Consider the following 18125-nt stretch of genomic DNA (forward strand, 5'->3'; position numbering starts at 1 on the left):
TTGGTAGTTTCTGTGGAGGTTAATCAGTTTCGTCGTCTGCATACGGATCAGGATGACCCAGTTCTGCAAGCAACGTTCGTTCCAGCGCTTCCATCTCTTCAGCTTCTTCATCTTCTATATGGTCGTAACCCAGAAGATGCAAGCAGCCGTGAATCACCAGATGAGCCCAGTGGGCTTCAAGTGACTTGCCTTGCTCTGCCGCTTCACGCTCAACCACGGCCACACAAATCACCAGGTCGCCCAGTAACGGGATATCCAGAAACTCGTCCGGTACATCGGCCGGGAAGGACAGAACGTTGGTTGCGTAGTCTTTCTGGCGCCAGGTGTGATTGAGCTCACGCCCTTCGGCCTCGTCTACCAGGCGAATGGTCATTTCCGAGTCGGCAGTGCGCTGGCGCAAAGCCAGTTCGCACCATTGGCGGAACCGGGCTTCGTCGGGGGCAGGGGCCTCGGTGGCCAGTTGCAGGTCAAGCTCAAGCATCGCGGCGGTAATCCTTTGCAGCGGGCAGTGCGGCCAGTTTGTCTGCAGCTTCCTGTTCATAGCGCCCGTAGGCTTCTACGATGCGCTGCACCAGCGGATGGCGCACGACATCTTTGGACTGGAAGTGGGTGAAACTGATACCCGGTACATCCTTGAGCACTTCGATGACATGGTTGAGACCGGACTTCGTGCCTTTTGGCAGGTCAATCTGGGTAATGTCACCGGTGATCACGGCGGTAGAGCCGAAGCCGATACGGGTCAGGAACATCTTCATTTGCTCGACGGTGGTGTTCTGGCTTTCGTCGAGGATGATGAAGCTGTTGTTCAGCGTGCGACCGCGCATATAGGCCAGGGGCGCCACTTCAATGACTTGCCGCTCGATCAGCTTGGCCACATATTCAAAGCCCAGCATCTCGTACAGCGCGTCATACAGCGGGCGCAGGTACGGGTCGATCTTTTGCGACAGGTCGCCGGGCAGGAAACCGAGTTTTTCGCCCGCCTCGACCGCCGGACGTACCAGCAGGATGCGGCGTATTTGCTCGCGCTCCAGGGCATCCACTGCGCAGGCTACGGCCAGGTAGGTCTTGCCTGTACCGGCCGGGCCAATACCGAAGTTGATGTCGTTGCCCAGGATCTCTTTGACGTAACGCTGCTGGTTGATACCGCGAGGGCGAATCATGCCCTTTTTGGTGCGCAGAGCGATGCTGGCTTCGGCCACCGGATTGCTATCCAGGTCTTCTACTGCAGATTCCTGCAGGAACAGATGCACCATGTCCGGCGAAAGCTCAGAGGCTTTGGTTTCGCGGTACAGGCGGCGCAGCAGGTTTTCTGCGGAGGAGGTCAGTTTGGGGTCGCCGATCAATTCGAACTGATTGCCGCGATTGCGGATTTCGATCGTGAGACGTTGTTCGATCAAGCGCAAATGCTCGTCGAATTGTCCGCACAGATTGGCGAAGCGGCGAGCCTCAAAAGGCTCAAGGAGAAAACGATGTGGTTCGATGGGTGCGTTCAAGGTCGTATTTAGCCGCCCTTAGGCAATTGAGATGAATTGAAGGATAACGCTAGCAGACCTCGTACGAAAGGACTTCGCTAAATGTTTGACCCCGTTGCCTGTCCTTCTGTAGGAGCGAGCTTTTGAAAGCCAACAGCTCGCTCCTACAAAATGGAGGGGTTACTTAATTGAGCAGCGAGCCCCGAAGCGAGTGCGGCTGGGCGGCGTCGATGTGTACGTCGGCAAATTGCCCGATCAACTGCGGGTTATCGCAGCGGAAGTTGACGATACGATTGTTCTCGGTTCGGCCCTGCAGTTCGCCAGGATCTTTTTTCGAGTAGTCGGTGACCAGAATCCGCTGGGTCGAACCCACCATTTGCCGGCTGATTTCGAAGCCCTGTTGATTCAGGCGATGTTGCAGCGCGTTTAGACGCTCTTTTTTACGCTCCTCTGGTGTGTCGTCAGCCAGGTCAGCCGCCGGGGTGCCCGGGCGCTGGCTGTAAACAAAGGAGTAAGAGAAGTCGAAGCCGACGTCTTCGATCAGCTTCATGGTCTGCTCGAAGTCTTTTTCGGTTTCGCCTGGGAAACCGACAATGAAGTCCGAGCTGATACAGATGCCCGGCACCGCCGCGCGCAATTTGCGCAGCTTGGACTTGTACTCCAGCGCCGTATGGTTGCGCTTCATTGCAGAGAGAATGCGGTCCGATCCCGACTGCACCGGCAAGTGCAGATGCTTGACCAGTTCCGGAACTTCGGCGTGAGCCTGAATCAGGCTGTCGGAGAATTCCAGTGGGTGCGAAGTGGTGTAACGAATCCGTTCGATACCGTCGATCGCCGCCACTACCCGAATCAATTCTGCGAGGTCGGCTAAACGACCGTCTTCGGTCAGGCCGCGATAGCCGTTAACGTTCTGGCCCAGCAGGGTCACTTCGCGCACGCCATTTTCGGCCAGGTGAAGGACCTCTGCCAGCACGTCGTCGAACGGGCGGCTGACTTCTTCGCCACGGGTATAAGGCACCACGCAGAACGTGCAGTACTTGCTGCAGCCTTCCATCACCGAGACGTAGGCGCTCGGGCCGTCGATGCGAGGCTCCGGCAGGTGGTCGAACTTTTCGATTTCCGGGAACGAAACATCGACTTGCGGCAGCTTGGTGAGGCGCGCGGCGTCGATCATTTCTGGCAAGCGGTGCAACGTTTGCGGGCCGAAAACCACATCGACGTAGGGCGCGCGATCACGGATCGCTGCGCCTTCCTGGCTGGCGACACAGCCGCCCACGGCAATCACCATGTCGGGATTGGCCAGTTTCAGTTCGCGCCAGCGCCCCAGTTGCGAGTACACGCGGTCCTGGGCCCGTTCGCGGATCGAGCAAGTATTAAGCAGGATGACATCAGCGTCTTCGGCGCGCGCTGTGACTTCCAGGGCCTGATGTTCACCCAGCAGGTCGACCATGCGCGAGCTGTCGTACTCATTCATCTGGCAACCGTGGGTTTCGATGTAAAGCTTCTTGGCCATGGGTGTTCATCAAGTGATTCAAAGAACCGCGCATTATAGGGGGCATGGCCGCTGCTTCCTAGCGTTGTGCGTCCGGCGGCTATGCTATAGTTTGCCCCCTCTTTTTTATCCTCAGATGTTTACCCGCCCACCATGACCAAACGTGAAGCTCCAATCTACAAGGTGATTTTCCTCAATCAGGGCCAGGTGTTCGAAATGTACGCCAAGCAGATCTATCAAAGTGATCTGTGGGGTTTCCTGGAAGTAGAGGAATTCGTCTTCGGTGAGCGTACGCAAATGGTCGTCGACCCGAGCGAAGAAAAGCTCAAAGCTCAATTTGAAGGCGTGGTACGCAGTTTTGTACCGATGCACTCGATTGTGCGTATCGACGAGGTTGAGCGTCTGGGCACTCCGAAAATCAGCGAAGCACGGGGCATGAGCAACGTGATGCCATTTCCGTTTCCGATGCCGGAGAAGTAGGGCTCAGGAGCGCGGGCTGGCTCCGGGATTTTCAGGGCAGCGGTGAGAACGGCGAACGTCCGTCCGCTGATTGCAGTTCCAGCAGGTACTTGCGGAAGATCTGCCCCAGCACCTGGGTCGCAGTTTCGAGTTGGTCGCGGGGCATTTGCTCGGCTACCAGGTCTGCGGTGTCCAGTGCATCTTCGGCGCCATTGACGGCCGCCATTTTCAGAACGATATACGCCTGAATGTTATTGGCCGGTACGCCTTCGCCCTTGAAAAACATGGTTCCGAGCTGGAACTGGGCCATGGCGTGGCCTTGCAGCGAGGCTTGCTCAAAATAACTGAGGGCCTTGTCGAGGTCGCGCGGGGTGTTTTTGCCGTCGTAATAGAACTCGCCTAACTCGTATTCGGCTTCTGCATCACCGTTTTTTGCAGCGGCTTCGCATGCAGCCAGTGCCTCAGCCAGGTCTTCTGGTTGAGTATTCAGGGTGCAGCGACCCATCGCTGGGATCAACAACGAGTTACCGCCTGCCTGGACAAGCAGCGGTTGTAGGAGCAACAGGCAGCCCAGAGCAAGGGCGCGGCCGGTGCGGTTCATGGGAATCGACGTACCTCTGAAAGGCGGGCAAGCCCGACCATGGGATGTGTAGGCGCGCATTATGAAATAAGCGGAGGCAACCTTACAAAGTCTTTACTCGTTTTTCTGCTGACTGAGCGCGATATCCATTGATTTAAGACGATTTTGGACAGGCGGCATAAACGAATGAGTCATTACGGGCATAAAAAACCGGCGAGGGGGTAAACCCTGCCGGTTTTCAGGGTTACTTCAGTGCAGCAAATGCGCGCTCTGCAGCATCCAGTGTCAGTTGCAACTCGGCATCACCATGGGCGATCGAGGTGAACCCGGCTTCAAAGGCACTTGGCGCCAGGTAAACACCGCCTTCGAGCATCAGGTGGAAGAAGCGCTTGAACAGGTCGGCGTCGCTGGCCATGACGTCGTCGAAGGTGACGATGTCATCGGCGCCGCTGAAGTACAGGCCAAACATGCCTCCGGCCTGGGTCGTCACGAATGGGATGCCTGCGGCATCGGCACGTTGCTGCAAGCCGTCGAGCAAGCGCGTGGTGTAGTCGCTCAACTCGGCGTGGAAGCCCGGACGGCTGATCAGGCGCAATGTAGTCAGGCCTGCAGCCATGGCCAGCGGGTTTCCGGACAGGGTGCCTGCCTGGTAAACCGGGCCCAGCGGGGCAATGTGCTGCATGATTTCGCGCTTGCCGCCGAAGCAGCCTACTGGCATGCCGCCACCAATGATTTTGCCGAAGGTGCTCAGGTCCGGGGTCACGCCGTAGTGGGCCTGGGCACCACCCAGCGCGACGCGGAAGCCGGTCATCACTTCGTCAAAAATTAGTACCGCGCCGTGTTTGTCACACAGGCTGCGCAAGCCTTCCAGGAAGCCCGGAGCAGGGGGCACGCAGTTCATGTTGCCGGCCACGGGTTCGACGATAATGCAGGCCACGGTGTCGCCGACTTCGTTCAGCAGCTTCTCAACCGCCTCTATATCGTTGAAGGCCGTGGTCAGGGTGTGTTTGGCGAAGTCGGCAGGAACCCCGGCCGAGCTAGGCACGCCTTGAGTCAATGCGCCGGAGCCGGCCTTGACCAGCAAGCTGTCGGAGTGACCGTGGTAGCAACCCTCGAATTTGAGAATGTTGTCGCGACCGGTAAAGCCGCGGGCCAGACGAATGGCGCTCATGGTGGCTTCGGTGCCGGAGCTGACCATGCGCACCATTTCCATCGACGGCACAATCGAACACACCAGATCGGCCATCTCGGTTTCCATGGCCGTCGGAGCCCCGTACGACAAACCGTGCTCAAGCTGCGCGCGTACTGCATCCAGCACGTCCGGGTGGCTGTGGCCCAGAATCATCGGGCCCCACGAGCCGACGTAATCCACATAGCGCTTGTTGTCTTCGTCGGTGACGTAGGCGCCTTCGGCGTGCTTGAAGAACAGCGGGGTGCCGCCCACGCTTTTGAATGCCCGGACAGGCGAGTTAACGCCGCCGGGGATGTGTTTCTGCGCGTTGGCAAACAGGGTTTCGGAACGAGACATGATGGGCTCTCTCTGAATCAGGATTCGGTATTTAAAGACGTAGCAAAGCGTTGAAGGCTTGAGCGCGGCGGGTGACTTCCCGAGTGCTGTCAGCACCAAACAGGCCATGTACCACTGCCAGCAAATCGGCGCCGTGTTCGACCAGTGGCCCGGCGTTATCCAGCGTAATACCGCCAATCACACAAATCGGCAGGTCTAGGCGCGAGCGTGCCTGATCGAGTACGTCCAGGGTCGCGGTAGGTGCGCCGGGTTTGGTGCTGGAGTTGAAGAAACGGCCAAAAGCGACATAGCTCGCGCCTTCTTTGGCGGCCTGTTCGGCCAGCTCAATCTGGCTGTGGCAAGTGGAGCCAATGATCGCCTTGCGACCCAGCAGGGCGCGGGCGGGCGTCAAGGGACCATCGGTTTGCCCAAGGTGCACGCCGACCTCAAGCCGCGCCGCCAGCTCGGCATCATCATTGATGATCAAGTGCGCCTTGTAGCGTTCACACAAATTGCGCAACGCCTCGGCTTCGCGCAGGCGTCTGGCGTCGTCGCTGCTTTTGTCGCGATATTGCAACAGCGTCAGGCCGCCATCGAGCGCCGCCTCGACGAAAGGCAGCAGTTTGCCTGTCAGCAGTTGGCTGTCAGTGATCGCGTACAGGCCACGCAGGGTCATAGGTCGAGCCTCAGGGTTACTAACAGAAGTCCAGCGGCAAACGGCGCGGAACAAATTGTCCCTGCCCCAGCTGCTCGGCATCACGCAGCGTGCGCCACGTGTAATTGAGCGCGGTTTGTACTGCGCTGACCAGGTTTTCGCCGATGGCCAGACGCCCGGCCAGGGTACTGGCCAGGGTGCAGCCCGAGCCGTGATAGCTGCCCGGCAAGCGATGGCAGGTAAAGGTGTGGCGGCCACCATCGCGACTGTAGAGGCGATTATGGACTTCGTGTTCATCGCCGTGTCCGCCGGTGATCAGCAGGTGCCGGCAAAAGGGCAGGAGCTTTTCGGCGCACTCATCGGCGCTGCCGTCGGGCAGTTCGGCGAGGATGCGGGCTTCGGGAAGGTTTGGAGTGGCGATAGTGGCCAGAGGCAGAAGGCGCTCGCGCATGGCATAGCCCACTTCATCCTTGCCCAGTCGTCCGCCACCGCCGGCGCGCAGTACCGGGTCGCAGACCATCGGCAGGTGCGGGTGGGCTTGAAGCAGTTCGACCACGGTGTCGACCATTTCCAGTGAGCCGAGCATGCCCAGCTTGACGGCCGCAACCGTGGAGTCGCTGAGTACGGCATTGGCCTGGGCCAGTACCCACTCACGATCCAGCACACGGAAATCGCTGACATTGACGGTATTCTGCACAGTCAGGGCGGTAACCACCGGAGCGGCGTGACAACCTTGAACCAGCAGGGCTTCGATATCTGCCTGCAAGCCGGCACCCCCACTGGGGTCATGGCCGGAGAGACAGAGGACAACGGGGCGGGAACTGTAGATATTCATGGTGCGCGAGCTTACCACCAAACGGTTTTTTGGGGCGCCTTGCTCCGCGTTGGCTCTCTAAGACTCATAAGACTTCAGTGGTTGGCATAAACAGCCGGGTGACAACGCTAATAGCCTCTGTAATGCCCGTTCTAGAGCCTTTGCGCAGAATATTTGAGTGATGCGTATCTGCCACTAATGGCTATGCTAGAGTGACGCCAAATTAATAACAGGTCGTCCGGTCGACGTGGTCTCCAAGGGAACAGGGGCTTGCGCATGTCACCGGTGGGGCCACAGTTGGGGCTGTATGCGCTATTTGTTCGTGATGTTATTGGGCTGGCTACCGATGCTGGCCAGCGCAGTAGAGTTCGATGAAGCTACCCAGAGCCTGCCCCTGGGCCGGGTAATGCAAGTTTTCGAAGACATTGGCGGCCAGGCGACACTGGCAGATATTCGCGCCCGCGATGATCTGTTCAAACCCCACAATAAAGACACATTGAATGCCGGCTATTCGCACTCGGCTTTCTGGCTCAAGGTGGACTTGAGCTACCAGCCACTCAACCCCCAGATCCATCGCACCTGGCTGCTGGAATTGGCGTACCCGCCAATGGACAACATCGATCTGTATCTGGCCGATGCCTCGGGCAATTACCGCCTGGCTGAACGAACGGGAGATGCGCTGCCTTTCGACAGTCGCCAGATAAAAGAAAACAACTACCTGTTTGAACTCAACTTCAGCCCCGGTCAAAGCCAGACCGTATATCTGCGTGTGGCCAGCCAGGGTTCGGTCCAGGCCCCGTTAACGCTCTGGTCGGCGCAGGCATACCTCGAAGAACAGCCCGTACGGATTTATATCCTGGGTCTGATTTATGGCGTTTTGCTGGGGATGCTGGTCTACAACCTGTTTATCTATCTCAGTGTGCGGGACACCAGCTACCTCTATTACATCTTCTATATCGCCTCCTTCGGTCTGTACCAGCTGTCCGTCAACGGCGCGGCGGTGCAGTATTTCTGGCCGAACAATCCGTGGTGGGCCAACGCATCCACCCCGTTTCTGATTGGCTCGGCCGCATTTTTCGGCTGCCAGTTCGCCCGCACCTTTTTACACACCGCCACCCACAGCCGCTGGCTGGACCGGGCCTTGATGTTGCTGATGGCCGTGGGCGTACTGGTCATGGTGCTGGCCCTGACCACCAGCTATGCCGTGTCGTTGCGCCTGGCAACAGGCCTGGCCCTGGCGTTTATCGTCACGATTTTTACCGCCGGCGTCGTGGCCTGGGCGCGTGGCCTGCGGGTGGCGCGCTACTTTGTGATCGCCTGGTCGGCCTTTTTGCTGGGGGGGCTGGTCAATACCCTGATGGTGCTGGGCTACCTGCCCAATGTGTTCCTGACCATGTACGCCAGCCAGATCGGTTCGGCCATCGAAGTCGGCCTGCTGTCGCTGGCGCTCGCTGACCGCATCAATGCGATGCGTGACTTGCAGGCGCGTACGTTGCAAGAGTCCGGGCAGAAACTGGCCGCAATGAACCAGCAACTGGCCCATACCAACCAGCTTAAAGATGAGTTTCTGGCGACCGTCACCCATGAATTGCGTACGCCGATGAACGGCGTGATCGGCTCTCTGGAGCTGATCAAAACCCTGGATATGAGCCCCGAACTGGAGTTGTACACCCAGACTGCCGAGGGTTCTGCGCGAGAAATGATGCACATGGTCAATGGCATTCTGGCTCTGACCGAGCTGCAGGCCGGCCGTCTCGGCGTGCGGCCTCGCACCTTTGGTTTGAATGAGCTGATCCAGAGCCTGAGTGACCAGTACGGGCCGAGTGCTCGCAGCAAGGGCCTGCAATTCTCGTATGAAATAGCGCGCAACCTGCCTGATCAATGGGTCGGTGATGCCGATAAAATTCGCCAGTGCCTGGAGTGCTTGCTGGACAACGCCATCAAGTTCACTCGCGTAGGTGGGGTCATTTTACGTGTCACCGGCAAAACCGCAGGGCCGGGACGCTGGGCCTTGGCTTTCAATGTGATCGACAGCGGAATCGGCTTTGTCCACATCGAAGAAGCCGAGCTGTATCAGAATTTCTTCCAGGTTGATGGCTCCATGACCCGCAGTTACGGCGGGCTGGGTATTGGCCTGGCCATTTGCCGGCGTCTGGTGGAACTGCTGGGCGGGCGCTTGACCCATCACTCGCAGCCGGGGCAGGGCTCGCAGTTTCAACTGTTGCTGGAGCTTGAATCGCCGCTTGAGAGCTCGCAGCCGAGTGAGGGGCGCAGCCGTACACCGGATGAATGTGTGATCTTGCTGGTAGAGGACAGCAGCCCAGGCCAGGTGGTGTTGCGCGGCATGTTGCTCAAGCTGGGGTATCGAGTGCTCAGTGTCGACAATGGTGTGGATGCAATAGAAATACTGCATCGTCAGCGGGTGGATGCAGTGGTGTTGGGGTGTCCATTCAGCCAGGTGTCCGGGGCCTCGATGGGCAGCCAGCTACTGACGTTGGCGGCCTGCGCGAAGCTGCCGGTGCTGGCGCTGTTTGACTCCGAAACCGAGGCCCGGCAAGCGCGGCAGCAGGTTGATGGGATCACCGATTATTTGCTCAAGCCGGTACGCTATGAGGCCGTGCAGCAGGCGCTGGCACGGCGGTTGCTGACAGGGGAAGGTGGCAAAAGCGCCGGGCTTTAGACGCTTATGCCGCTTGTGATGATGGTCATGCGTGCTTCACTGGGTCCATCGGATTGATCCTTGGAGCCCGCGCCATGAACCTGCATCAGTACGCCGAAACCCACCAGGTCACCAATCAGCCGCCGTCCCTGGACGGTATCAACCTGTACCGTATCGACCTGCCTCTGCAGCACTGGGGCCAGCACTTTGGCGCTGGCTGGGCACAGTCGCGGATCGATAACTACGGTGCACTGGCAGGTGGCCCATTGATGGCTGCAGGCTTTCTGGCCAATGAAAACAAACCGGTATTTGTCAGTCATGACCGTTTTGGCCATCGGATCGATCTGGTGGAGTTTCACCCGGCTTATCACGAACTGATGCGAACCGCGATTGAGCACGGCTTGCCGTCGTTGCCCTGGACCGATCCGCAGCCCGGCGCCCATGTCGCCCGTGCCTGCATGACCTATCTACACACGCAGGCCGAGGCCGGCAGCGGCTGCCCGCTGACCATGACCTTCGCCAGCGTGCCTGCCTTGCGCCTGCAACCGGAGATTGCACAAACCTGGCTGCCCAAAATTCTCGCGACCCGGTACGACCCGCGCAACGTCGACATCAGCCAAAAGGCCGGGGTGACTATCGGCATGGCCATGACCGAAAAGCAGGGCGGTACCGATGTTCGTGCCAACACCACCCGCGCCTATCCTGTAGGCGCCGGGGGCCCGGGCGAGGCTTATGAACTGCTGGGGCACAAGTGGTTTTGCTCGGCACCGATGTGCGATGGCTTCTTGACCCTGGCGCAAACCGACAAGGGGTTGAGCTGTTTCCTGCTGCCGCGCCATCGCCCTGACGGGAGCCGCAACGAGTTCTATATCCAGCGTCTGAAAAACAAACTGGGCAACAGCTCGAATGCCTCCAGCGAAGTTGAATTTCGCGGAGCGCTGGCGTGGATGGTTGGCGAAGAAGGGCGCGGTGTACCGACGATTATTGAAATGGTCGCCATGACGCGCTTCGACTGCATGGTCGGCTCCAGTGCCTTGATGCGCCAGGCGCTGACCCAGGCCAGCCATCATTGCGCGCACCGTCTGGTGGGAGGCAGGGTGCTGGCCGAGCAACCCCTGATGCAAAACGTACTGGCGGACCTGGCCCTGGAAAGCGAAGCCGCTCTGGCCTTGAGCCTGCGCATGGGGCGGGCACTGGATCATCTGGATGACGCGCAAGAAGCCAAATTCTCACGCTTGGTGACGGCAGTGGGCAAATACTGGGTCTGCAAGCGGGCGCCGGCCATGATCAACGAGGCCGCTGAATGCATGGGCGGTGCGGGGTATGTCGAAGACAGTATCCTGCCGCGTCTGTATCGCGAGGCGCCGGTCAACTCAACCTGGGAGGGTTCAGGCAACGTGCAGTGTCTGGACGTGTTGCGTGCCCTGTCCAAAGAGCCGGGGGTGCTCGATGCATTGTTTGCAGAGCTGGGCGACGGGCATGGCAGCGTGCACCTGGCGCAGCACATTGAGCAGTTGAAAAAAGCCTTCCAGGACACCGATGACATTCAATACCGGGCTCGGCAACTGACAGAAGATATTGCCTTGGGCCTACAGGCCAGGCTGCTGCTGGAGGCGGGCGACAGTGACGTCAGCGACGCATTTATCGCCAGTCGCCTGCAAGGCCGGGGCCGGGTCTACGGAACCTTGCCCCGCGGCCTGAACATCGCCGCCATTGTCGCCCGCTCAACCCCGCAGGTGTATTGAGCAGGGGGAACACGTAGCAGCTGCCGAAGGCTGCGTCCGGCGGCATAGCCGTCGCAAAACCACAAACTGCGGTGGTTCAGTTTGACCGAGACTGCCGGGCATACGATCGCTGCGTAATCGGACGTAGCCTTCGGCAACTGCTACGCGAATGGGTCGTGCCTTTACCCATTGATGCAGGCAAGATAAAGGCCTGCCAGTTCAGAAGACAGGATGCTTATTGTGACCGAAGCTTTTATTGTCGTTTCAACCGCTGAAGAGGCCGTAGACCGGCTTGCCGCCCTGCACGAACGCGCAACCGCAGCGTTGAGCCAGGCACTCAAGCGTTACCTCAAGGACCGAGTCGAACCCAGCGCCGAAGAGCGCGCCCTGTTCCGTTACCCGGAACTGCGCCTGACCAACACCATTCACGGTGAAATCCCGACCATCACCCGGGCATACGCCAAGGTTCAGTTACCTGGCACTTACAGCATCACCGTGACCCATCCCGGTGCGTTCCGTAACTACTTGCTGGAACAGCTGGTGCCCTTGATGCGCGACTTCACGGTCGAAGTCGAAGTCGGTGTCAGCCAGCAAAATATTCCTTACCCGTACGTCGTCGAACAGGGCGATGAGCTCGCCGGCTCCGGCGTTACTGCTGCTGCACTGGCGCGGGTATTTCCAAGCACCGACCTGTCGGCGGCAACCGATGCGATTGCTGACGGCCTGTACGACTGGGAAAGCACCGATCCGCTGCCGCTTGCACTGTTTGACGCAGCCCGCGTCGACTTTTCGCTGCGCCGTCTGGTGCACTACACCGGCAGTGACTGGCGCCATGTCCAGCCGTGGATCCTGCTGACCAACTACCATCGTTACGTTGACCAGTTCATCCTGCATGGCCTTGAGCAACTGCGCGACGACCCGCGTTTTGTGCGCATGGTGATGCCCGGCAACGTGATCATCGAAAAATCCATGGACTATGGCGAAGCCCAGGCCATTGCGGCGGGTGTGGTATGGCATCGCTATCAGATGCCGGCGTACCACCTGCAGGCCAGCGACGGGCATGGCGTGACGCTGGTCAATATCGGCGTGGGCCCGTCCAACGCGAAAAACATCACCGACCACCTTGCGGTACTGCGCCCGCATTGCTGGCTGATGATTGGTCACTGTGGTGGCCTGCGTCAGTCGCAAACCATTGGCGACTACGTGCTGGCCCACGCCTACATGCGCCGCGACGGGATTCTTGACCGGGTGGTTCCGCCAAATATCCCGATCCCGGCCCTGGCGGAAGTGCAGCTGGCGCTGCAGGAAGCTGCGGCCCAGGTGACGGGCGAGCGGGGTGATGAACTGAAAAAACGCCTGCGTACCGGCACTGTCCTGACCTACGACGACCGTAACTGGGAGCTGCGCTGGGCCCAGGAACGCCCGCTGATCAACCTGTCCCGCGCCGTGGCGGTGGACATGGAAAGCGGCACCATTGCCGCCCAGGGTTATCGCTTGCGGGTGCCTTATGGCACCTTGCTGTGTGTGTCGGATAAACCGCTGCACAGCGAAATCAAGCTGCCGGGTTCGGCCAATGCGTTCTATGAGCGTGCTGTGAGCCAGCATTTGAAAATCGGTATCGCTGCCGTCGACTTGATGCGCAGCCAGCTCAATTCACTGCACTCACGCAAACTGCGCAGCTTCGACGAGCCGCCGTTCCGCTAGTAACGACGGGCCATTTAGCGATCCGGGTACAGGGTCTGTTGCACTGAAGCAGCAACAGCCCCTAGCATTGTCAGCCCTGATCGCTAGATGTCCCTTTTCCATGTCCCGTCCTGTTCGCCCCGCCCCGCGCCATCCAACGCCAAAAACCTCCAGCCCGCAGGCTGCCGGTCGTCGCGTGGCCAAAGCCCCGCCGTCCGACCCCAAGCTGTTCCTGTTCAATAAACCGTTCGACGTACTGACCCAGTTCAGCGATGAAGGCGGGCGGGCGACGCTCAAGGATTTTATCCCCATTCCCGGCATTTACCCGGCAGGGCGCCTGGACCGGGACAGCGAAGGCTTGCTGCTGCTGACCAACGACGGTCAGTTACAGGCGCGTATTGCCGACCCCAAACACAAGCTGCCCAAAACCTATTGGGTACAGGTGGAAGGCGAGCCGACGCCCGAGCAGTTGCAGCAGTTGCGTGACGGCGTGCAACTCAATGACGGCAAGAGCCTGCCAGCCGAAGCGCGGGCGCTTGAGGAACCGCAGCTATGGCCGCGCAACCCGCCGGTGCGGTTTCGCAAAAGCGTACCGACCTCTTGGCTGGAGCTGGTGATTCGCGAGGGGCGTAACCGGCAAGTGCGGCGCATGACGGCGGCGGTCGGTTTGCCGACCCTGCGTCTGGTGCGCGTACGCATTGGTGACTGGACAATCGAAGGGCTGGATCAGGGGCAATACAAGGAAGTACCGGCGCGGCTATAGCGCGCCCGATTCGATCAGACCGATGACCACGCTCTTGATGATGAACGCGACAACGCCCAGGCCCAGCACGAAAAACAGAATAAATGAGCCGAAGCGCCCGGCTTTGGACTTCTTCGCCAGATCCCAGACGATAAAGGCCATGAAAATGATCAGGACGCTGACCAGAATCGTCATCATCCATTCTTCAAGCAGGGCAGGATCCATCAGTGTTCTCCAGCATTATCGGGGGGTAAAAGCCGGGGGGCAGTATAGGCCAAGGTGCAGCAGCGAACATTGATCCAGGTTCAGACACTTGACCCTTTGCGGGAGCCGGCTTGCCAGCTCCCGCAGGCTTTCAGGTGCGAAGGTGGGTCAGCGGCAGTTCAGTGCTGTTGAGTACCTGATTGAGCACAAAGCTCGAGCGCACGCTGGTCACGCCGTCAATGCGGGTCAGGTGGCCCAGCAACAGTTTTTGATAATGGTCCATATCGGGCACCACCACTTTCAACTGATAGTCGGCGTCCATTCCGGTAACCAGGCTGCATTCCAGCACTTGCGGCAGGCTGCGGATCGCCGCTTCAAAATTCTCGAAACGCTCTGGCGTGTGCCGGTCCATGCCGATCAGCACGTAGGCGGTCAGGCTTAAACCCAGCATTTTGCGGTCCAGCAAGGCGACCTGGCGCGAGATGTAGCCGTCATCCTCTAGTTGTTTGACCCGCCGTGAGCAGGGTGAAGGTGACAGGCCGATTCGCTCGGCCAACTCCTGATTCGAGATGCGCGCATCGCGCTGTAATTCCGCCAAAATACTCAGATCGTACCGGTCGAGTTTGCTCACGAAGACACCCTTTGTCATAACTATTGCGTGAAAGTATCCGCTGTAAGTTAAAAATTGCGCAAGTCATGTTTTATTGAGCAATCTTCGCAATCCTTTGCTGCGGCCGCGGGCCTATTCTTAATACCAGAATCACTGCCCGGACATACAGTCCACTGCAGCCCGCCGAATCAGGCCGGCTGCGGCCGCCAACCCCACAGGGTTGCCCCGGCCCCCCGGGCTACGCACTGTCCAGAAGACGGAGCGAGGTGAGCCAACATCACGAGTGTTGAGCCAGGACAGAAAAATTCAAAGGGCGACCGACGGGTCGCCCTTTTTTATTGTCCGAAAATAAGTTGGGCAACTGATAGTCTCCCGCAGAACCGGTACCCGGTTTTCCAGTCTTATGTTTACGCCCTATCCTTCCGTGAGAAACAGCATGAAACCGCACATCTGGCGTTTGGCTACAGTTGGCTTGCTTTGCGTGAGTATCAGTGGGCAGGTGTTGGCCGAAGAACAGCGAGGCGAGGAAAATCCTCAGCACGCCCGCCCCGGTAACGGGCAGCCGCACGGGCAACAGGGACAGGGCGGCAATAACCAACCGCGCCAGGAACACAACCAGGGCAGGCCACAAGGTAATCCGGGCAATCAGCCACGCCCGGAACATAACCAGCCCAACTCCGGCAATCAGCCACGCCCGGAACATAACCAGCCCAACTCCGGCAATCAGCCACGCCCGGAACATAACCAGCCCAACCCCGGCAATCAGCCTCGCCCTGAGCACAACCAGCCTCAGGGCGGGCAGTGGCAAAGCCGTCCGCACCAAGAACCCAATGGTCCTGGACGTCCGGCCCAGCCCGGCAATAACCTGCCGATCCAGCCCCGGCCCGATGCCGTACACCAGAACCAGGGGCCGAACCATGGTGGCAATCAGAACTGGCAAGGCGGCGGACATGATTCCCGGCCGGGCAATAATTTTGGCCCCGGCAACAGTCATCCCAACGATCATCGCTGGGCGGGTCGCCCCAGCGGGCACGGCAATGGCTGGGGCCCCGGGCCGCAATACCGGCCGGGCTATATTGTCGACCGATTCCCGGGCCAGCACTGGCAAGTGCCTTATCGCGGGCAGAACTACTTCTTTTCAGGGGGCTACTGGTATCGCCCGCAGGGTCCACGTTACATCGTGGTGCAGCCGCCGTACGGGATACGCGTAGGGTACTTGCCTGACTATGCGCAGGAACTGTGGGTCGGCAGCACCTTGATGTTCCTCGCGGCGGGGGCGTATTACCAGTATCAGCCCGCAACCCAGGACTACATTGTGGTTCAGCCGCCAGTGGCGCAGCAGCAGCCGGTAAGTAACGGTTATGACGTGGTGGCCTACCCGGCGAACGGCCAAAGCCCTGCGCAAATCGATCAGGATCGCTACGACTGTTACCGCTGGGCTGTAGATCAAAGCGGCTTTGACCCGGCCAAAGTCACCTATGCACCTTCACCGGCAGTGGTGCAAACCTACCGGCAGGCGCAAGGCAACTGTCTGAGCAGTCGCGGCTATCAGGTCAACTATTGAGGGGTAGCCCGGGGTTTGACCACTTCCTGCGGGTCGGCGTGCACCAGCACTTCGGCCCGCGGATAGGCTTTCTCAATTTCTGCTGCCGCTCTGTCACTGATGGTGTGAGCCTCTGACAGGCTCAGCTCCCCCGGCAGTTCCAGGTGCAGCTGCACAAACCACACATTGCCGGAAATTCGCGTGCGCAAATCGTGTGCACCCAGCACCCCGGGTACGCTGCAGGCCAGCTTCACCATGTTATCGCTGACCTCGGTTGGCAGCTCTTCGTCCATCAGCACCGAAAAACTCTCACGGGCGATCTGGATAGCACTCCACAGGATGTACACCGCGATTCCCAGACCAAACCATGCATCGAGCTGAGGGAAGCCGACGCTGGCCAGCACCAGTGCCACTAAAATACTGCCGTTGAGCATCAGGTCGGAGCGGTAATGCAGTGAGTCGGCCCGCACCGCGTTGGACCCCGTGGCCTTGATCACGCGGTGTTGCAGGATCAGCAGGGCCACGGTCATCACCAGGGAAAATATAATCACCCCGATCCCGATCCACGGTGCGCCCACAGGCTCCGGGTTTTTCAGCCGTTCGAAGGCCTGAAAGGCAATCAGCACGGCACTTACGCCAATAAACAATGCTTGTGCCATGCCCGCCAGCGACTCGGCTTTACCGTGGCCATAGCGGTGATCGTCATCAGCCGGTCGCAATGCGTAATGCACCGCCAGCAGGTTGAGAAACGAGGTCACGCCGTCGAGGAGTGAGTCGGTCAACCCGGCGAGCATGCTGATCGAGCCACTGAGCCACCAGGCGACGGCCTTGGTCACAATCAAAAGACTGGCCACCGCCACTGAAGCGCGGGTGGCCAGGCGTAACAGACGGGCGTGTTCCGGGCTGCTGGTCATAGGCGATCCTTAACTGTGGCGAGGGGCATCAGGCGGCAGGTATCAAACCGTACATGGCCAGTTGCTGCACGCTGCCTTTGTGCTGGATCAGGCGCGGGTCATTCAGCGGGAAGCTGCGGCCCAGTTCACTTTCGAGAATGGCCTGGAGTTTGCTGTTATCCACTTTGCCGTCAGCACCAATGGCTTCGCGCAGTTTTTCCGGGGCTATCTGTGCAGTTTTGCCCGGCGGGAAATAAATGGCCCCGGTGGCGAAGTCGACGCCGAAGGCGATCAAGCCCGGAATCACATAAAACAGCAGGCCCACGGCATCGAGCACGGCGATCATGGGGTCGATCTTGCCGTCGATCTGGCCGCGTCTGTCAGGGAAGAAAATACTGCCGCAAGCAGTCAATTGGGTGAGCAGGGCCGCAACCACGACGCCGCCAATCACGCGAGAAGAGATACGCATACAAAAAACCTCGAAGAAGCTTGAAGAGTCGAACCCGGGATTAAGACCGTGCTTAATGCCGAACGGTTCGCCGTTATACTCGCCGCTCTGTTCTGGAGCCACCATGATTTCTTTGCCGATTGATGAAGTTTTACCCGCGCTGCGCCAGGCCTTGCGTGAACGCCACGAGGCGGTGCTCGAAGCACCCCCCGGCGCCGGTAAAACCACCCGGGTCCCGCTGGCCCTGTTAAACGAGCCCTGGCTCGCCGGGCAGAAGATTCTGATGCTCGAACCCCGGCGCCTCGCGGCCCGTGCGGCGGCAGAGCGTCTGGCCAGTGAACTGGGGGAAAAGGTCGGCGAAACCGTCGGATACCGGATCAGGTTAGACAGCAAGGTGGGGCCGGACACCCGCATCGAAGTGGTCACTGAAGGCATCCTCACCCGGCGCTTGCAGCACGACCCGGCGCTCGAAGGCGTGGGGTTGCTGATCTTTGACGAATTCCATGATTTGCTGATTTGTTCTGTTTCTGCTTTTGCTTATCAGGAGAATCAATCACTGCCCACAAGGCATTGATGCTCCTGCTCCTTCTTCCCCTTTAGCTCCATCATCCTGCGATTTCTTTACCCACCTCCCCGATAT

17 protein-coding genes and 1 pseudogene are annotated in these 18125 nt (G+C 59.3%); 7 read left to right on the forward strand and 11 right to left on the reverse strand.

Annotated elements, in window-relative coordinates; genetic code table 11:
• Window positions 1-19: 19 nt before the first annotated feature.
• The 3 genes from ybeY to miaB all read right to left on the reverse strand — a co-directional run bounded on the left by ybeY (window position 20) and on the right by miaB (window position 2985).
• On the reverse strand, window positions 20-481 hold the full coding sequence (ybeY, locus tag ACP7BO_RS00680; protein ID WP_060690603.1) for an rRNA maturation RNase YbeY: 462 nt from the start codon (window positions 479-481) through the stop codon (window positions 20-22).
• Window positions 474-1493 (reverse strand): PhoH family protein, encoded by a 1020-nt coding sequence (locus ACP7BO_RS00685; protein ID WP_003444145.1) that lies wholly within the window; start codon window positions 1491-1493, stop codon window positions 474-476. Before ACP7BO_RS00685 ends, ybeY begins: the two co-directional genes overlap by 8 nt.
• 163 nt (window positions 1494-1656) lie before the next feature.
• Window positions 1657-2985, reverse strand: a complete 1329-nt coding sequence (miaB, locus tag ACP7BO_RS00690; RefSeq protein ID WP_397455686.1) for a tRNA (N6-isopentenyl adenosine(37)-C2)-methylthiotransferase MiaB — start codon at window positions 2983-2985, stop codon at window positions 1657-1659.
• Between the two features lie 132 nt (window positions 2986-3117).
• Here miaB and ACP7BO_RS00695 point away from each other — a divergent pair, with 132 nt between their 5' ends.
• Window positions 3118-3444 carry a DUF1820 family protein gene (locus ACP7BO_RS00695; protein ID WP_003444141.1) on the forward strand — a complete coding sequence of 109 codons (327 nt, stop codon included), beginning with the start codon at window positions 3118-3120 and terminating at the stop codon, window positions 3442-3444.
• 31 nt (window positions 3445-3475) lie between these two features.
• On the opposite strand, the gene ACP7BO_RS00700 is transcribed toward ACP7BO_RS00695, so the two are convergent.
• From ACP7BO_RS00700 to ACP7BO_RS00715, 4 genes are all read right to left on the reverse strand, one after another.
• Window positions 3476-4024 carry a tetratricopeptide repeat protein gene (locus tag ACP7BO_RS00700; protein ID WP_060690605.1) on the reverse strand — a complete coding sequence of 183 codons (549 nt, stop codon included), beginning with the start codon at window positions 4022-4024 and terminating at the stop codon, window positions 3476-3478.
• Window positions 4025-4247: 223 nt separating this feature from the next.
• A complete protein-coding gene (hemL, locus tag ACP7BO_RS00705; RefSeq protein WP_397455687.1) occupies window positions 4248-5531 on the reverse strand; it encodes a glutamate-1-semialdehyde 2,1-aminomutase in 1284 nt (427 codons plus the stop codon).
• Between the two features lie 31 nt (window positions 5532-5562).
• Entirely contained in the window at window positions 5563-6186 is a 624-nt protein-coding gene (gene thiE, locus ACP7BO_RS00710; RefSeq protein ID WP_397455688.1) for a thiamine phosphate synthase, read from the reverse strand.
• A 19-nt stretch (window positions 6187-6205) separates the two neighbouring features.
• Window positions 6206-7000, reverse strand: a complete 795-nt coding sequence (locus ACP7BO_RS00715; RefSeq protein ID WP_397455689.1) for a hydroxymethylpyrimidine/phosphomethylpyrimidine kinase — start codon at window positions 6998-7000, stop codon at window positions 6206-6208.
• Window positions 7001-7286: 286 nt separating this feature from the next.
• On the opposite strand from ACP7BO_RS00715, the gene ACP7BO_RS00720 reads away from it, so the two are divergent.
• From ACP7BO_RS00720 to ACP7BO_RS00735, 4 genes are all read left to right on the forward strand, one after another.
• Window positions 7287-9659 carry a hybrid sensor histidine kinase/response regulator gene (locus ACP7BO_RS00720; protein WP_426208100.1) on the forward strand — a complete coding sequence of 791 codons (2373 nt, stop codon included), beginning with the start codon at window positions 7287-7289 and terminating at the stop codon, window positions 9657-9659.
• A 74-nt stretch (window positions 9660-9733) separates the two neighbouring features.
• Window positions 9734-11383 (forward strand): acyl-CoA dehydrogenase family protein, encoded by a 1650-nt coding sequence (locus ACP7BO_RS00725; RefSeq protein ID WP_426208102.1) that lies wholly within the window; start codon window positions 9734-9736, stop codon window positions 11381-11383.
• A gap of 210 nt (window positions 11384-11593) precedes the next feature.
• Window positions 11594-13066: an AMP nucleosidase gene (amn, locus tag ACP7BO_RS00730; protein WP_162232790.1), complete on the forward strand. Its 1473-nt coding sequence runs from the start codon at window positions 11594-11596 to the stop codon at window positions 13064-13066.
• Between the two features lie 175 nt (window positions 13067-13241).
• Window positions 13242-13808, forward strand: a complete 567-nt coding sequence (locus ACP7BO_RS00735; RefSeq protein WP_426208891.1) for a pseudouridine synthase — start codon at window positions 13242-13244, stop codon at window positions 13806-13808.
• Here the strand turns inward: ACP7BO_RS00735 and ACP7BO_RS00740 are convergent.
• Together ACP7BO_RS00740 and ACP7BO_RS00745 are read right to left on the reverse strand one after the other, a co-directional pair.
• Window positions 13803-14012, reverse strand: coding sequence for a DUF2788 domain-containing protein (locus tag ACP7BO_RS00740; protein ID WP_314489581.1), 210 nt, complete (start codon window positions 14010-14012; stop codon window positions 13803-13805). The two genes, ACP7BO_RS00735 and ACP7BO_RS00740, sit on opposite strands and share 6 nt — an antisense overlap.
• 130 nt (window positions 14013-14142) lie before the next feature.
• On the reverse strand, window positions 14143-14640 hold the full coding sequence (locus tag ACP7BO_RS00745; RefSeq protein ID WP_171970557.1) for an Lrp/AsnC family transcriptional regulator: 498 nt from the start codon (window positions 14638-14640) through the stop codon (window positions 14143-14145).
• A gap of 397 nt (window positions 14641-15037) precedes the next feature.
• On the opposite strand from ACP7BO_RS00745, the gene ACP7BO_RS00750 reads away from it, so the two are divergent.
• The gene (locus ACP7BO_RS00750; RefSeq protein ID WP_426208105.1) at window positions 15038-16165 is read left to right on the forward strand and encodes a DUF6515 family protein; all 1128 of its coding nucleotides are present in this window, start codon (window positions 15038-15040) and stop codon (window positions 16163-16165) included.
• Here ACP7BO_RS00750 and ACP7BO_RS00755 read toward each other — a convergent pair.
• Complete coding sequence (locus ACP7BO_RS00755) at window positions 16159-17058, reverse strand: cation diffusion facilitator family transporter (protein WP_397455693.1); 900 nt, start codon at window positions 17056-17058, stop codon at window positions 16159-16161. The two genes, ACP7BO_RS00750 and ACP7BO_RS00755, sit on opposite strands and share 7 nt — an antisense overlap.
• A gap of 28 nt (window positions 17059-17086) precedes the next feature.
• A complete protein-coding gene (locus tag ACP7BO_RS00760; RefSeq protein WP_060696825.1) occupies window positions 17087-17506 on the reverse strand; it encodes a hypothetical protein in 420 nt (139 codons plus the stop codon).
• A gap of 103 nt (window positions 17507-17609) precedes the next feature.
• Between ACP7BO_RS00760 and ACP7BO_RS00765 the strand changes: the two are divergent.
• Window positions 17610-17993: pseudogene (locus tag ACP7BO_RS00765) on the forward strand (DEAD/DEAH box helicase); the annotation flags it as partial.
• Between the last annotated feature and the right edge of the window lie 132 nt (window positions 17994-18125).

Source organism: Pseudomonas sp. TWR2-1-1, assembly GCF_049897045.1.
GTDB classification, from domain to species: Bacteria; Pseudomonadota; Gammaproteobacteria; order Pseudomonadales; family Pseudomonadaceae; genus Aquipseudomonas; species Aquipseudomonas versuta.

What these genes read in the sequence shown, in the direction of transcription:
- ybeY (WP_060690603.1), bottom strand. Translation starts at nt 481, where the DNA reads ATGCTTGAGCTTGACCTGCAACTGGCCACCGAGGCCCCTGCCCCCGAC.
- miaB (WP_397455686.1), bottom strand. Translation starts at nt 2,985, where the DNA reads ATGGCCAAGAAGCTTTACATCGAAACCCACGGTTGCCAGATGAATGAG.
- ACP7BO_RS00695 (WP_003444141.1), top strand. Translation starts at nt 3,118, where the DNA reads ATGACCAAACGTGAAGCTCCAATCTACAAGGTGATTTTCCTCAATCAG.
- ACP7BO_RS00700 (WP_060690605.1), bottom strand. Translation starts at nt 4,024, where the DNA reads ATGAACCGCACCGGCCGCGCCCTTGCTCTGGGCTGCCTGTTGCTCCTA.
- hemL (WP_397455687.1), bottom strand. Translation starts at nt 5,531, where the DNA reads ATGTCTCGTTCCGAAACCCTGTTTGCCAACGCGCAGAAACACATCCCC.
- thiE (WP_397455688.1), bottom strand. Translation starts at nt 6,186, where the DNA reads ATGACCCTGCGTGGCCTGTACGCGATCACTGACAGCCAACTGCTGACA.
- ACP7BO_RS00715 (WP_397455689.1), bottom strand. Translation starts at nt 7,000, where the DNA reads ATGAATATCTACAGTTCCCGCCCCGTTGTCCTCTGTCTCTCCGGCCAT.
- ACP7BO_RS00720 (WP_426208100.1), top strand. Translation starts at nt 7,287, where the DNA reads ATGCGCTATTTGTTCGTGATGTTATTGGGCTGGCTACCGATGCTGGCC.
- ACP7BO_RS00725 (WP_426208102.1), top strand. Translation starts at nt 9,734, where the DNA reads ATGAACCTGCATCAGTACGCCGAAACCCACCAGGTCACCAATCAGCCG.
- amn (WP_162232790.1), top strand. Translation starts at nt 11,594, where the DNA reads ATGCTTATTGTGACCGAAGCTTTTATTGTCGTTTCAACCGCTGAAGAG.
- ACP7BO_RS00740 (WP_314489581.1), bottom strand. Translation starts at nt 14,012, where the DNA reads ATGGATCCTGCCCTGCTTGAAGAATGGATGATGACGATTCTGGTCAGC.
- ACP7BO_RS00745 (WP_171970557.1), bottom strand. Translation starts at nt 14,640, where the DNA reads ATGACAAAGGGTGTCTTCGTGAGCAAACTCGACCGGTACGATCTGAGT.
- ACP7BO_RS00750 (WP_426208105.1), top strand. Translation starts at nt 15,038, where the DNA reads ATGAAACCGCACATCTGGCGTTTGGCTACAGTTGGCTTGCTTTGCGTG.
- ACP7BO_RS00755 (WP_397455693.1), bottom strand. Translation starts at nt 17,058, where the DNA reads ATGACCAGCAGCCCGGAACACGCCCGTCTGTTACGCCTGGCCACCCGC.
- ACP7BO_RS00760 (WP_060696825.1), bottom strand. Translation starts at nt 17,506, where the DNA reads ATGCGTATCTCTTCTCGCGTGATTGGCGGCGTCGTGGTTGCGGCCCTG.